This is a genomic window from Sphingomonas sp. Xoc002 (genome assembly GCF_050408055.1).
GTDB lineage: Bacteria > Pseudomonadota > Alphaproteobacteria > Sphingomonadales > Sphingomonadaceae > Sphingomonas > Sphingomonas yabuuchiae.
This window is the reverse complement of record NZ_CP191175.1, coordinates 743,374-758,112: the sequence shown is the minus strand read 5'-3', so window position 1 is coordinate 758,112 and position 14,739 is coordinate 743,374. Positions and strand designations below refer to the sequence as shown.

The 14,739-nt window shown below is 66.7% G+C and carries 11 protein-coding genes; 2 read left to right on the top strand and 9 right to left on the bottom strand.

The window, feature by feature from the left end:
• Nucleotides 1–21 precede the first annotated feature (21 nt).
• From gspG to ACQR50_RS03645, 5 genes are all read right to left on the bottom strand, one after another.
• A complete protein-coding gene (gene gspG / locus ACQR50_RS03665; protein WP_428969823.1) occupies nt 22–477 on the bottom strand; it encodes a type II secretion system major pseudopilin GspG in 456 nt (151 codons plus the stop codon).
• 17 nt (nt 478–494) lie between these two features.
• Nucleotides 495–1,718: a type II secretion system inner membrane protein GspF gene (gene gspF / locus ACQR50_RS03660; protein WP_428969822.1), complete on the bottom strand. Its 1,224-nt coding sequence runs from the start codon at nt 1,716–1,718 to the stop codon at nt 495–497.
• Between the two features lie 396 nt (nt 1,719–2,114).
• Nucleotides 2,115–3,590: a type II secretion system ATPase GspE gene (gene gspE, locus ACQR50_RS03655; protein WP_076717931.1), complete on the bottom strand. Its 1,476-nt coding sequence runs from the start codon at nt 3,588–3,590 to the stop codon at nt 2,115–2,117.
• A 121-nt stretch (nt 3,591–3,711) separates the two neighbouring features.
• On the bottom strand, nt 3,712–5,934 hold the full coding sequence (gene gspD / locus ACQR50_RS03650) for a type II secretion system secretin GspD (protein WP_428969821.1): 2,223 nt from the start codon (nt 5,932–5,934) through the stop codon (nt 3,712–3,714).
• Nucleotides 5,931–6,779 (bottom strand): type II secretion system protein N, encoded by an 849-nt coding sequence (locus tag ACQR50_RS03645; RefSeq protein ID WP_428969820.1) that lies wholly within the window; start codon nt 6,777–6,779, stop codon nt 5,931–5,933. Before ACQR50_RS03645 ends, gspD begins: the two co-directional genes overlap by 4 nt.
• 118 nt (nt 6,780–6,897) lie before the next feature.
• Here ACQR50_RS03645 and ACQR50_RS03640 point away from each other — a divergent pair, with 118 nt between their 5' ends.
• Nucleotides 6,898–7,569 carry a prolyl hydroxylase family protein gene (locus tag ACQR50_RS03640; RefSeq protein ID WP_428969819.1) on the top strand — a complete coding sequence of 224 codons (672 nt, stop codon included), beginning with the start codon at nt 6,898–6,900 and terminating at the stop codon, nt 7,567–7,569.
• Between the two features lie 129 nt (nt 7,570–7,698).
• Here the strand turns inward: ACQR50_RS03640 and ACQR50_RS03635 are convergent, their stop codons facing one another.
• From ACQR50_RS03635 to ACQR50_RS03620, 4 genes are all read right to left on the bottom strand, one after another.
• Nucleotides 7,699–10,539, bottom strand: a complete 2,841-nt coding sequence (locus ACQR50_RS03635) for a TonB-dependent receptor domain-containing protein (RefSeq protein ID WP_428969818.1) — start codon at nt 10,537–10,539, stop codon at nt 7,699–7,701.
• Nucleotides 10,540–10,651: 112 nt separating this feature from the next.
• Nucleotides 10,652–12,280, bottom strand: coding sequence for a hypothetical protein (locus tag ACQR50_RS03630; RefSeq protein WP_428969817.1), 1,629 nt, complete (start codon nt 12,278–12,280; stop codon nt 10,652–10,654).
• A gap of 366 nt (nt 12,281–12,646) precedes the next feature.
• Entirely contained in the window at nt 12,647–12,808 is a 162-nt protein-coding gene (locus ACQR50_RS03625; RefSeq protein WP_168371483.1) for a hypothetical protein, read from the bottom strand.
• Between the two features lie 487 nt (nt 12,809–13,295).
• Entirely contained in the window at nt 13,296–14,306 is a 1,011-nt protein-coding gene (locus ACQR50_RS03620; protein ID WP_428969816.1) for a hypothetical protein, read from the bottom strand.
• Nucleotides 14,307–14,413: 107 nt separating this feature from the next.
• Here ACQR50_RS03620 and ACQR50_RS03615 point away from each other — a divergent pair, with 107 nt between their 5' ends.
• A complete protein-coding gene (locus ACQR50_RS03615) occupies nt 14,414–14,623 on the top strand; it encodes a helix-turn-helix domain-containing protein (RefSeq protein WP_428969815.1) in 210 nt (69 codons plus the stop codon).
• Nucleotides 14,624–14,739: the final 116 nt, after the last annotated feature.

Here is a 14,739-nt window from a genome sequence, read left to right as displayed (position 1 = left end):
CATCCAGGCGGGCGCGAAAACTCACTTATCCCAGTTGCCGATATCCGCATTGACCCCTTCGCCGCCTTCCTTACCGTCGGCGCCGTACGTCCAGACATCCGCCTCGCCATGCTGGCCGGGCGAGGCATAGAGATAGGGGCGGCCCCAGGGATCGTCGGGCAGCTTCTTCAGATACCCGCCCTTCTGATAGCGCGACGGGTCGGCAAGCCCGGCGGGCATCGACACCAGCGCGGGCAACCCCTGCGCCGTGGTCGGGAAGGTCAGGTTCTGGAGCTTGTACATCTCCAGCCCGGTCTCGATGTTCGAGATATCGGCCTTGGCTTTCTGGATCTTGGCCGTGTCGCCCGAGGGGAGCACGTTCAGGGCCACGATCGTCGCCAGCAGGCCGATGATGACGATGACGACCATGAGTTCCACGAGCGTGAAGCCATTGGCCGGGCGCTTGCGGCGAAGCCGCCTTTGGGTGGGGGTACGCATCAACATGTCCTCTCGTCTCATTGACCCGCCAGCGTGTTGAGCTGGAGAATGGGCAGCAGGATGGATAGCACGATCGTCGCGACCACGCCGCCCATCACGACGATGATCGCGGGCTCCAGCAGCGACAGGGCGGTGGCGGTGAAGCGGTCGAACTCGCGCTCCAGATAATCGGCGGCGCGCTCCAGCATCTCGTCCAGCCGCCCCGCCGCCTCGCCGCTGGCGGCCAGATAGGTGAGCAAGGGCGGGAACACGCCCGCCCGCCGCATCGCGGCCGACAGGCTGCCGCCGCCCCGGATCGAATCGACGATGGCGTCGGACGCGACGCGCAACCGGCGGTTGTGAATGGTCCCCGCCGTCAGGGTCAGCCCTTCGAGCAACGGCAACCGGCTCGCCACCATCGTCCCCAGCGTCCGCGCCATCCGCGCCGCGTGCAGGTCGCGCAGCAACCGGCCCAGCAGCGGCAGCTTCAGCAGCCAGGTATCGAAGGACAGCCGGATCGACGGCACCTTCAGCGCACGCCAGAAACCGACCCCCGCGATAACGACGATCCCCGCCATCAGCCACCACCAGCCGACCAGCAGGTCCGACACGGTGATGACCATGCGCGTCAGGAAAGGCAGCTCCTGCCCGACCGTATCGAACTGCTCGACCACCTGCGGCACGACGAACATCATAAGAGCGGTGACGACGCCCAGAGCGACCACCGCGAGGATCGTCGGATAGGCGAGCGCGGTGATCAGCTTGCCGCGAATCTCCGCCTGCCGCTCCAGCAGCGCGGCGAGGCGTTCGAGGATGGTCGGCAGCGTGCCCGAACTCTCCCCCGCCGCGACCATCGCGCGGTAGAGCGGCGGGAAACTCTTCGGCTCGCGCGCCATCGCGTCGGCCAGGCGACGGCCTTCGGTGACGCCCTGGTGCACCGTTGCGACGATCGCACGCACCCGCTCCTGTTCGGTCTGGCGGGTGATGGTGCGCAAGGACTCCTCCAGCGGCGAGACGCGGTTTAGCGTGGCGAGCTGGCGGGTGAACAGCGTCAGTTGCTTGACCGACATGCGCGCGCGGCCGAGCTTCAGCCCGAAGAGCGGACGCCGCTCGGCCGTGTCGCCGCTGCCCGGCTTGACCGATACGACGTACAGCCGCTGTTTCTCCAGCGCGGCCCGGGCGGCGTCGCTGGTTTCGGCTGGAATGAAGCCCCGCTTCTCCGCGCCCTTGGTGTCGATGGCGACATAATCGAACCCGGCCATGTCAGTGCGCCTTCCCACACCCCTGTTCCCCCGCGAAGGCGGGGGCCCAGTGGCTTCGAGGCATGTGGGATCGCCATTCCATTTCACGCGGAGACGCGGAGACGCGAAGACAAAAGGGATGTTCGCGCAGAGGCGCGGAGGGCGCAGAGGTGTCTCGTGCGCGGCAGCGCACTGCATCTATAACCGGCAGAGGCAAGAGGGCCGCTGGCGCGGCGGGTACGACGTCTCTGCGTCCTCTGCGCCTCTGCGCGAACTCATTATCTCTCCGCGTCTCCGCGTCTCCGCGTGAACCCAGGAGCTTTGAGCCGCCGTCCGTTCCCAACCACAAACGGCATGGCAACTGGACCCCGGCCTTCGCCGGGGTGGCGGCTGAAGATGGGAATACGACCATCCCCCTCACCCCGCGTCGGAGTCGCGGCGGGATACGCGGATGGCTTCCTCGGCTGTGGTCACGCCGTCCAGCACCAGCGTCCGCGCTACCGCCGCCAGCGGCTGTTGCCTGGCAAAGGCGTGGGCGGCGATCGCCTGTTCGTCGCCGCCTTCGTTGATCAACCGCCGGATGGTGTCGTCGACGCGCACCGCTTCATAGACGCCGGTCCGGCCCTTGTAACCGCTGCCGTTGCATTGCGGACAACCGACCGCCTCGTACACGGTGGCATGGGCATCGATGCCGAGCAGCGGCGCGACGGTTTCCTTCGCCTCGACCGGGCGCCTGCACGCCGGGCACAGCCGCCGCACCAGCCGCTGCGCGATCACGGCGCGCAAGGTGGAGGCGAGCAGGAACGGCTCGACCTTCATGTCGCGCATCCGGGTGATCGCCCCGACCGCGTCGTTGGTGTGGACGGTCGACAGAACGAGGTGGCCGGTCAGCGAGGCCTGCACGGCAATCTCGGCGGTTTCGCGGTCGCGAATTTCGCCGACCATCACCACGTCCGGATCCTGGCGCAGGATCGCGCGCAGGCCCGCCGCGAAGGTCAGCCCGACCTTGGCGTTGACCTGGGTCTGCCCCACGCCCTCGACCGCATATTCGACCGGGTCCTCGACGGTCAGGATATTGCGGCTGCCATCGTTCAGCAGGCGCAGCGCCGCATAGAGGCTGGTCGTCTTGCCCGAGCCGGTCGGCCCGGTGACGAGGATGATGCCGTTGGGCTCGCTCAACGCCTCGCGCAGCAGCGCATACATCGCCGGGTTCATGCCCAGCGCGTCGAGGTCGATGCCCGCATTCTCCTTGTCGAGGATACGCAGCACCACGCGTTCCCCCGCGCGACTGGGCAGCGTCGACACGCGCACGTCGAGCAGCTTGCCGCCCAGGGTCAACGCCATGCGCCCGTCCTGCGGCACCCGCCGCTCGGCGATGTCGAGCCGGGCCATGACCTTGATACGGCTGACCACCACCGGCGCGACGTGCGGCGGCATGCGCAGCGTCTCACGCAGCACGCCGTCGATGCGCATGCGGACGACGAGGCCCGTCTCGTAGGGCTCGATATGGATGTCCGACACGCCGTTGCGCGCGGCGTCGGCGATGATGCCGTTGATGAGGCGGATGGCGGGCGCGTCGTCGGCGGTGTCGAGCAGATCCTCGGCGGTCGGAATGCCGTCGGCCAGCATGTCCAGCTCGTCGCCCATGCCGACCGCCGCGATCGCCGTCGCCTGTCCGTCCATCGCATAGGCGTCAGACAACAGCCGGTCGAAGGCGGGGCCTTCCACGCGCGCGATGGCGAAGGGGCGGCCGATATGACGGCGCAACTCGATCAGCGCGCGCGGGTCCGCGCCTTCGCGCAACGCGATGGTCAGCGGGTCGGCGGTGTGGACGACCGTGCCGAACTTGCGTGCGAAGGCGTAAGGAATGGTCAGCGGGGCGACCAGCTCCAGCGCTTCGTCGGGTGTCGGGAGCGGGAGAGCGGGGTGGCCTCCCCCATCCCCTCCCGCCTGCGGGAGGGGCGTGCCCAGCGGCAGGGGGACGGTGTCGCCCGTTGGGAGGGGTTGCGCGTCGTCAGTCACGGCGCTTGATCGGTTCGACCGACTTGGCGACGGGGACGGCGATGCGCGGGTCCTCGATATTGCCGGGCATCGGTGCGTGCGGGATCGGCGGCGCCGCGTTCATGTAATCGCGGACCAGTTCGTCGATCGAGGGTTCGACGCCGGGCTGGGCATAGCCCTGAAGCTGGCGGAGATAGCCGTAACGCTGCTCGGTGACGCGGCGGCTGTCCTCGGGCGTGCGCAATATGGTCGGGCGGATGAAGACCATCAGATTGGTCTTGGACCGGCTGCGCGCCTTGGACCGGAACAGTGCACCCAGGCCGGGGATATCGCCGAGCAGCGGGATCTTCTCGATCGTGCGGCGCTCGTTATCGTCGAGCAGGCCGCCGATGACGGTGATCTGGCCGTCATCGGGCGTGAAGACATTCTCGAACGCGCGCTTGTTGAGGATCAGCTCGCTATTGTTGCTCGACACCGGTCCGGCGATCGAGCTGACCTCCAGGCGGACATAAAGCTTCAGCGAACCGCCCGCATTGACCTGCGGCTTCACGTCCAGCTGGATGCCGACATTCTGGCGCTGGACCGTGCGGAAGGCATTGTCGAAATTGTTCGACAGCGCCTGGCCGGTCGTGACCGGGATTTCCTGTCCGACCAGGCTGTGCGCCTGCTGATTGTCCAGCGTGATGATGTGCGGGACCTGGAGCAGGTTGGAGGTCGTGTCGCTCTTCACCGCGTTGATGATCGCGCCGAACACCGTGTCGCCGATCTGTCCGCCCCAGCCCGCAAAGCCGCCGGTGGTGCTCAGGATCGACTGCACCGCCGATTGGGTCAGCTGGTTATAGGCGGCATTGGGCACATTGGTTTCGGTACGTGTGCCATCGGGTGCGGTCACGATGGTGCGGGTGCCGCCCAGCGTCTGCGCGCCCACCGCGCCCGCGATCTGGAGGATGTTGGGTGCGGTATTGCCATAGGTCGAGGCGGCGAACGCGCCCCCCGACAGGCTGCCGAGCAGGAACTGCGCACCCAGCCGCCGCGCGGTCTGGTCGGAGACTTCGGCGACGATCGCCTCGATCAGCACCTGTTCGCGGCGCACGTCGAGCTGGCGGATGACCTCGCCGATCTGGCGCTGGATGTCGGCGGGCCCGGCGATCACGATGGCGTTCGCGCCGGTGAAGCGGGTCACGACCGCCGCCGTGCGGCCGCCTTGGGTGCTGATCGCGGGTTGCTGGCCGTTCTGGCCGCCCGCGCCCGGCGCGCTCGCCGCCTGGGGCTGGGCCACCGGCTGGATACGCTGCGCGATCGAGGTGCCCGCCGCCGAACCGGACTGGCTGTTGGTCTGGGTGAAGCTGCCGCGCGACAGGGTGGTTTCCTGCACCGGGTCGGGTTGCTGGCCGACCAGTTGCTGGAGCACGGGCAGAAGCTGCTCGGCATCCGCGTTTTCGAGGAAGACGACGCGGATCTCGGTGCCGCTCTTCGCCTTGTTGTCCAGATCGATGGCGATCTGGGCGAAGCGCGCCACGCTCGACGGATCGCCGCGCAGCGCGATCGAATTGGAACTGTCGATGGCGACCACCGACACGCCGGTCGCCCCTTGCGCAGGCGCACCGCCCTGCCCGCCGCCACCGCCGCCCGCCAGAGTCTGGAGCGCCGTCGCGATCTCGCGCGCGCCCGCATTGCGCAGCGCGATCACGCGGGTCGAGGCGTTGTCGGCGTCGATCCGGCGCACGACCTCGCGGATACGGCGGATATTGTCGGCGAAGTCGACCACGACCAGGCTGTTGCCCGCGCGGTTCGCCGTCACCGACCCTTGCGCGCTGACCAGCGGGCGCACCGTCTCCAGCGCGCTGTTGGCGTCGATCGCGCGCAGGCGGATGATCTCGGTAACGTAGGCATTGCGGTTCGCGCCCGCCGACCCGATCCGGCTCGGCTGCGACGCGGCGTTATCCACCGGCTGCACCCGGAACGCGCCGCCCGAGGTCGGCACCGCGACCAGCCCGTTGGAGCGCAGGGTCGACAGGAATATCTCGAAATATTCGGACCGGGACAGCGGCCGGTCGGTCACGACCGTCACCTTGCCGTTGACGCGGCTGTCGATGATGAAGGTCCGCCCCGTCACCTTGGCGGCATCGGCGATAAAGGCGCGGATATCGGCGTCGCGGACGTTGAGCGTGGTCTGGGCGTGAACGCCCGCCGCCAAGGCCAGCGCCAGAACCGAACCGAGGACAAGCTTCTTCATGGCCGTGGTGCCGCAATCTGAAGGGAGAGCGGCAGCGTCTGATCGCCCCGCTCGACCGTGATGGAAAGAGAACCGCCCTGTGCGAAATCCGCCGCCAGACGGTCAAGGTCGCCCGGCCCCGTCACCGGACGCCCGCCGATCGCGGTGACGATATCGCCCTCGCGCAGGCCCGCCGCGCGGAACGCGGCGCCCGAGCCCTGCGGCCGGACGACCAGGCCCGAGACGCGCCCGCCGTCGAGCCGGGGGATGAAGCCGATGTCGCTGCGCAACTGCGCGATCGCCACGCCACCCGCCGGGGGCACCGATCCGGGCGCTTGCACGGACGGCACGGCCGGAGTGGGTGCTCCGGCGGCGGCGGCGGCGGGCGGCGCGTCGGACTGGTCGAGATACAGGTCCTCGGTCGCGCCGCCGCGATCGATGGTGATATGGTCGAAGGCAACCGCCTTCAGCGTGACGCCGGGCTGGATTTCCTCGCCGACCGACACCGAGCGCTGCACCCCGTCGGGCCCGGCCAGGATCGCCGAGCCGCGCCCCGATGCCTCGTCCAGCCGGGTGCCGAACAGCGTCAGTTGCAGCGTGGTGACGGCGGCGGGCGCGGCCTGCTGCCCCTGCAAGCGGAAGAACGGGTCGAAGCCTTCGAGGATGGCGGCAGGGGACCCCGCAATGGCGGGGGCCAGCGGCCGCCACTCGCCCAGCGGCGAGACGGGGGTGACGATCACCCATAGCAGCCGCGCGCCCTGAACGGCGAGAACCGCCATCAGCGCCAGTTCGGCCACCGAATAGACATTCACGACCGGCAGGCGTCGCAACCAGCGACGTCCGCGCGCGTCGAGCCTCAACCGCATGAAACCCACCCCGTACGCATTTTCGGGCTCTAGGCATGACATGTTACAGCACGGCGTCAAAGCCCTGAAACATGTTGGTCATATCGGTTTCACATGAGGGACAGGATGGGAGAGCCGGATGCAAGCCTTGACCGATGACGTGCCCAGGCTGGGCAATGGCCTGGATCCGACCCCGATCATCGCGCGGCTGGCCGCGACGCCGGGCGTCCAGCGGCTGCCCAGTCCCAAGCTGACCCTGTTCATGAAGCGCGACGTGCTGCCGCCCGAACTGTGCGCGGCGCTGATCGCGCGAATCGACGCGGTACGCCGCCCCTCGACCATCGCCGATGCCAATGGCGACCATGCCTATCGCACCAGCGAGACGGGCGATCTGCCCGCCGACGATCCGGCGGTGATCGACACCGAACGCCGCATCGCGATGCTGACCGGCCTGTCGGGCGAATATGGCGAGCCGATCCAGGGGCAGCGCTATGCCGTTGGCCAGGAATTCAAGCAGCATACCGATTATTTCGAGCCCAAAGGCCTGGACTATCACCGCTATTGCGCGCTGTCGGGCAACCGGACCTGGACGGTGATGCTGTACCTGAACACGCCGGATGCGGGCGGCGCGACGCGGTTCAAGGTGGTGGACAAGATGATCCAGCCCGAACCCGGCAAGATGGTCGCCTGGAGCAACCGGCGCGCGGACGGCTCGACCAATGCCGCCACCCTGCATCAGGCGATGAAGGTGCGGGCAGGGGTGAAATACGTCATCACCAAATGGTATCGGGAGTTGCCGTGGCGGGGGTGATACCCCCCTGCCCCCAACACCCTTTCGCACTGAGTGAAGTCGAAGTGCACGCAACACCCCCTTCCAAACGAAAAGGCCGCCACCCGGATCGCTCCGGACGACGGCCCCTCACGCCATCCCGCAAAAGGATCAGAAGGTCGTGCTGATCCCCAGCGAGAATATGCGGCCCAGATTATACCGGTTCAGATAGACGAACCGGCCATTCCCGAAGTCCTGCCGCTCGTTGTACCGCGTGCGGGTCAGGTTGCGGGCCTCGGCCTTCAGTTCGAACTTGCCGCCCATCAGCTCGAAGCCCTGGCGCGCCACGAGGTCGAGGCGGATGCCCGGCACTTCGACGATGTCGGGCTGGAAACCGTTGCCCGACAGGTTCGACGGACCGCGATTGGTCACGCGGTTGCTGGCATAGTTGAACAGCAACGTGATCTGCGACAGGGCCGCGGTGTCCTCCATGCCCAGCTGCAGGTTGACCAGATGGTCCGACTGGCCGGTCAGCGACGCGCCGTCGCGGAACAGCAGCCGCGCCGGGCCGAAGCCCGAGGCGCAGCCCGCCAGACCCGGCGAGCCTTGCGCCGCCGCCGGGTTGGGCACGCAGGAGGCGTCCGCATTGATCTGCGACTTGGTGTAGGTGTAGTTCGCGATGGCGACGAGGCGGCGCGTGGCGAAGAAGTCGCCGCCGATCCCGGCCAGCGGAACGTACTTCTGCAACTCGACTTCCGCGCCATAGAGCGTTGCCGAGGGCAGATAGGTGAAGCCCGTCTGCAACCGGTCGTCCGCGCCGGTGTAGAAGCCGACCTGCTCGATCGGGTTCTTGATCCGCTTGTAGAAGCCCGCCAGCGTGAAGCGCTGGTCGCGCGCGTAGAACCATTCATAGCGTGCTTCGAGGTTCCACAACTCGCTGTCGCGCAGGTTCGGGTTACCGAAGAACAGGCGGTCCGAGTCCGGGTCGCGGAACTGCTGCGGCGCCAATTCGCGGAACTGCGGACGCGAGATCGTCTTCGCACCGCTCGCGCGCAGCTGCATGTCGGCGGCGAAGTTCCAGGTCAGCGTGCCGGCGGGGAGGAAGTAATCATTCTTCAACCGCGTCGTCGCGCTCTGCACCGGCGTCACCGTCTCGACCGCCGTTTCGTAGCGGACACCCGCCACGGCGCGCAGGCCATTGGCGACCTCCGCCTCGGCCTGGACGTAACCGGCATGGACGTTCAGCTTGGCGTCGTAGGCATAGGCACCGGCCTGGGTCGAGAATTGCAGCTGGAGCGTACACGCCCCCTGCCCGCGCAACGGACAGGCATTGTTGATGACGTCCGGGCTCAGCAGATAGTCGGGGCGGTACAGGTTGTACGGGAAGCCCGGCGCGGTGCCCGCCCCGTCGCTGGTCTGGTAGTTGAACTGGATACGGCTCGAATAGCGGTCCGTGCCCTGGTAGAAATAGCCGGTGCTCAGCGTGATCGGACGATCGCCGTCGATCTTGTAGGAAAGGTCCGCCTGGCCGGTATATAGATTCTCGTTCAGTTCCGAGAAGATGATCGAGGCGAAGGGGGTGAAGCGCTGCGTCACCTGATAGGCGCCGTTGCACTGGAACCCGCTCGCGCCGTTGCCGCCGTCATAGCTGATGGGCAGGCCGTTGCTGGTCCGCGCCGAACACAGATAGTCGAACTGGCGCTCATAGGGCGCGTTGCGCTTCGAATTGGCGAAGGCGCCGCGCGCATCGAACTTCAGCGCGTCGGTCAGCTTGAATTCGCCGACCAGCTGGCTTTCGATCAGCTGGCGCTCGAACCAGTTGGTGTTCTGCTGGAAGCGCAGGCCGCTGGCATTGTTGTAGACCTCGGCCGCCGAGCCGCGCGCCTGCTTCAGCGTGTCGTGGATATAGACGTTGGTCCAGCGCACCGTGTTGTCGCCGAACTCGTAACCCAGGCCGACCAGCGCATTGGCGACGATGCGGTTGTCGGTCAGCAGCGTGCGGAAATCGTTGCGGATCGTGCCGTCCGCCGACACCGAGTCCTGCTGGATCGCCGAGCGGGTGCGGAAGGTGTTGGAGAGCGAGAGCGACGAGATCACGCCCAGCCGGTCGCTGCCGATATCGAACACCGAGCCCGCCGACAGCTCACCCGACAGATTGGCGGGCAGCTGATTGTTGCGCTGGAGCAAGGTGGTCGAGGCGTTGGACAGGCCCGCCACCTGCGCGGCGGGAACGATGCCCGAGCCCTTGCCCACCTGCACGTCGCGCACGAACTGCGGCACGCCGCGCGTGCCGTCGTCGAAGCCCAGCCAGTCGGCATCGCCGCCCGCATAGGTATAACCCAGCTCGCTGGTCGTCACGTCGTCGGCCGCGACGGTGAAGCCGCCCGAGATGAAGTTCTTGGCCGGGATCGCCTTGGTCGTCAGGTTGATGACGCCGCCGCCGAACTCGCCCGGATAGTTCACCGAATAGGTCTTCTGGACCAGCGCCGAGCCGACGATGGTGGTCGGGAAGATGTCCAGCGGGACCGAGCGGCGCAGCGGCTCGGGGCTGGGCAAGGGCGAGCCGTTGAGCAGCGACGAGGAGTAACGGTCGCCCAGACCCCGGACATAGACGAAGCCGCCGCCCACGACCGACAGGCCGGTCACGCGGGTCAGCGCGCCCGCAATGTCGCCCTCACCCGTGCGTGCGATGTCGGCGGCCGACAGGACCGAGACGATCTGCGGCGTGGCGCGGATGGTGTTGGGGATGTTGCGGCCGACCACGACGATCTCGTTACCCGCCGTGGAGTCCATGCCGGGGGCGGAGATTTCGACCGGCTCTTCCGCCGCCTGACCGTCCTGGCCGGTGGGCGTCTGGCTCTGCGGGGTCGCCTGCCCGTCCGGGCTGGTCGCGGTGGTGCTGGTCTGCGCCGGAGCTGGCGTCGCCCCGCCCGCCGTCTGCGCCAGGAGCGCGGGCGCGACGAGTTGCGAGGTCAGCAGAAGGAGGGAGGCATAAGCGAGGCGTCGCTGCATGGCCGGGTCATCCCGTATCAGATTTTCATGGAGGAAAGCCGGGGCGGCGATGATCGCCACCCCGGCCTGCCGAGAGCGTCCGAACGGTGCCGGACGCATGGTCAGCGGGGCCTTAGCGGCCGTTGCAGCTGAAATAGACCGAGGTGAAGACCGGCGGCCCGACATCCTGCAGCGAGGAGTCGGCGGCGCGGATCGTGGTGCGGCCCGAACCCGAACCCTCACCCGCGATCAGGTTGATGCAGGCGACGTTCGACGGCGCCTTCACGATGCCGTTGATGAAGGTCATGTCGGCACCGCCGCGCAGACGGATCGCGGCAGGCGCGAGGGCGGTCTGGACGAAGGTGAAGTTGGCGTAACGGCCGAAGGTGCGCGGCAGCAGGTCCTCGGCATTGTTCGAGTCGATCTCGGTCGAGAAGCTGTCGGCGGTGGCGCCGATGGTCCGCTGCGCCGCGATCATGAACTGCATGAAGCCGCGATAGCCATTGTCGATGTCGAAGCCGTCATCGTCCGCGCCGGTGATCGCGATGTACTTCAGGTTCGACGTGCCGCCGAAGATCTCGATGCCGTCATCGGCCGAGTTGTGGCTCTGGATATGATCCAGGACCGTGCCCGAACCGGTGCCGCCCAGGGTCAGGCCCTGCAGCTCGTTGCCGTCCGAGATGGCGATGCCCGAATAGCGGATCTGGACATAGGACATCTGGCCCGACGAGTCGGCCTGATTGGCACCGCCATAGAAGCGGCCGGTCACGCCCTCGATCGCCAGCTGGCAGGTGGTCGACGAACCCGATGCGTTGTTCGGGCCGGTGCCGGTGGCGCAGACCGCGGTCGGCGCGCGGCCGAGCAGGATGATGCCGCCCCACTGACCCTGGCTCGCATCGGACACGCCGTTGTTCGCCAGATTCTGCTGCGAGGTGAAGATGATCGGCGCATCGCGCGTGCCGACCGCCGAGATCTTCGAGCCGCGATTGACGAGCAGCAGGTCGTTGGTCGCCTCCGACGAGTCCGCCGCGACCACCACGCCCGGCGCGATGGTCAGCGTGACGCCGGTGCCGCCGGTCGAACCCAGATCGGTGCCGACTTCGGTCTGGCCGCGCAGGCGGTACACGACACCGGCGATCTTCGGCAGCGTCAGGTCGGCGGTGATGTTCTGCGGCAGGCGGCAGTAACGCAGCGTCGGCGAGGACGAGCTGTTGGTGCCGTCATCGGTGGTGCCGGTCGGGCAGACCGAGGTCGCCGCGGCATAGGTGCCGATCGAAGGCACCGCGGTGCAGCGTGCGCCCGAGCCGCCGAACTCGGCCGAGGTCGAGTTGCAGGTCCAGCCCTGGAAGGCGGTGTCCGACGGACCGTTCAGCGCGCCGACATAGTTGGTCGAGGTGAAGAAGCTGTTCAGCGTCGACGGGTCGGTCGCGGTCACCAGCGAGGTGCTGCTCGTCGGATAGATGCCGTTCAGCGCACCGCCGGTGCCCTTGACGTTGTTGTTCGTGCCCGCGTTGACGATCGCCAGCTGCTCATCGGCGGTGATCGAAATGCCGTTGACGGTGCTGGCGGCAGCGAACTGCGCGGCGGTGATGTTGGCGGTCGGCGAGGCCGTGGGCGACGGGGTCGGCGTCGGCTGGGGCTGCACGATCACGACGCTGCCCGCACCGGGCGAGGCCACGCTGTCGGCACCGCCGCATGCGGAAAGGGCCGCACAGGCCGAGCTGGTCATGAGAATGAGGCCGAAGCGCTTGAAGCTGCCCATCGCCGAAAAACTCCCGATCTTATCGTTGCTAAGCCGGGCGAACGCCGCCCGATGACCGACTCAAGACAAGTCCCCCTGTCGATCCCGGCCCGGGCGTTAGGCGCGTCTCATGACGCCAAGATGCAGTTTGAGAGAAACTTCCGTGACACAAATGAGTCACTTTCGTGACATCGGCAGCCATTGGACCGGACACCATGGTCCTTCCCGGCGGCTTTATTTTGCATGGCGCAAAGGAAGGCGCAGCTTTTGTAACCAAAGCACGTTACTGGGCGTGCGAGGTCGAGCTTCCGCACGTCCTCGGCGCCCCGTTCAGGCACTGTGTCACTACGGAATGAACGGGGCGTCCCTTTGCCCCCTTCCGGAAAATCAGGTCAGCGAGGATTTTCGCTTCGGCGCATCTTGCCCCTCGGTGCTGGGCTGGCCGCGGTCGAGCGTATCGCTGGGACGGCGGGCATCGCCATCGCGCTGATGCTCGGTCGACAGATTGGGGTCGCGGGTCTCGGTCGTCGGCTTGATCGGGTCGGCCATGGTCGCTCTCCTGTAAGAGAGCCAATGCGCGACGCGGTATGCGCGTTCCGGAACATCCCTGGCCTTCAGCACGATAAGGGGTCGCCCATATGCGACACAGGACGAAGCCGAACCCTGTCCGGGGCGTCGATGGCGATGGGGAGGCCTTGCCCCTTCTCTCGGGGCGAGCGTCAGTCCGTGGCGGAGAGGGAGGGACACTCAACATTTTCCTAAATATCGTTTGATTTCAGTATATTGCTCTATGGCTTGGTAGGTGGATTGTAGGGCTTTTTGTAGCAACTCACCGCACCGAGATATGCTCCGTCGAGCACCCCGCATGACCGCTTGCCTTCTGTACTATCTACGATCCTCACACCGCCAGCTTGACAGCTGACAGGCGCAAAAGGGCCGAGTTGCCAACCTTATCCCCTACGATCCTCACCAGGCCAGACGAGCCGATCTAAGCGAACTCGCAGCCGATCAGCCCGTCTAATCCTTACGGACTTCACTATCTCGGACGTGCCTCCGACATGACGAGATTGTCCAATTCACTGCCGTTGAAGTCGCACTGCACGTCGTAGTCGAGCTGGAGGTTGAGGCTGTTGCTTGCCTTGGCGGACATCAGCACCTGCGTCCTGCCATTCTCCCCCTCGCGGAAGTCATAGTCGAAGGTCGGGAACTTCACCGAAGATGGATGTGCCGCCCGCGACAGCACGCCCTGCTTGCAGGCCGCGATAGCATCAAGCTTCCCCATCGGGCTGACAGGGGCGAAGCTGCGTCGGTTGGTAGCGTCGGCGGCGGTAAAATCGAAGGACTGTAGGTCGCCCTCGCTCCAGCACGGAACCGAGTAGACGGTCTGCTTCCCTCGCTTGTTCGCAACGAGGTTGTCGGTGTCCAGCGCCTCACAAGCCGGATTATCCTGCATGATGCGGTTCATGACGGCCAGCAGAGCGCCACGGAAGGGCTTGCTACCGGCAGGCCAGTCAAAGTCCGCCGCTTCGTAGATGCGCCTCCCCTGCGCCGTTACGCCGACCTTGCGAAGCGAGGATGTGGGCACCCAGCCCTCCAGCGGCTGGAACTCCTTGGGCGCGGTAAGGACGTGGACTTTCGACCAGTCACCCGCACGACAGAGCTGCCGTACGGTGCTTCCAGCCTCCAGAGGCGCGTCGACCTTCTCTGTGCCTACGTTCATCTGCACGGTGGAAGCCGTTCCTTTCGGGGCGTCGCGGAGCGCACCCTCCTTGGCCACGGCGAAGTCCTTCTGCACAACCTTCTCGCCCTCGGAGCAGAGCCGGCTCGCACTGGACGTGGGCGTAGTCTTGGCTGCGCCCGCGCTGCCTCCATCGTGCAAGGAGCTACACGCGCGAACCAGTCCGAATACGGCGAGTGCAACCAGAACGATCCCGATTATCGTCCAGACGTTCTTCTCCCGCCCGCTCATCGCGGCGATCTGCACGGCACGCTGTTGCTTGCCCGCCTCGCGAGCTTGCTGGCGCGAGCGCGACTTGGAACCATTCATCGTACATCCCCCGTTTGTTCCGGGAGACACTAGCCGCCAGCCGTTCGCGCTCAAGCAAAATGTCGGTCATAGCGGGTGGCGCGAACACCGGAGGATGCGGCTGATGCATGTCGATGGACCTGTGTCGGCGATTTGGCGCGAATGTAAGGCGATTGCGTCGAGAGGCCGGGCTCTCTCAAGAGACGTTCGCGGACCTTGCGGGGGTTGCACGTTCTTACATGTCCGAGGTCGAAGTCGGCGGGCACAATCCGACGTTGAAGGTTGTCGAACGCATCGCGGCGGCGCTGGGCGTCCCTCCTTCGACGCTATTGGAATGATTACGGTGCCCCGTATTTCTGCGGAAGGGGCATCAGAGCGCGCCCGTTCGGCGGCGCGGCCTCGGATTAACGTCCGGGCGGCGTAGCGATCGTTGGGTATCTGTTGAAGTATCAAG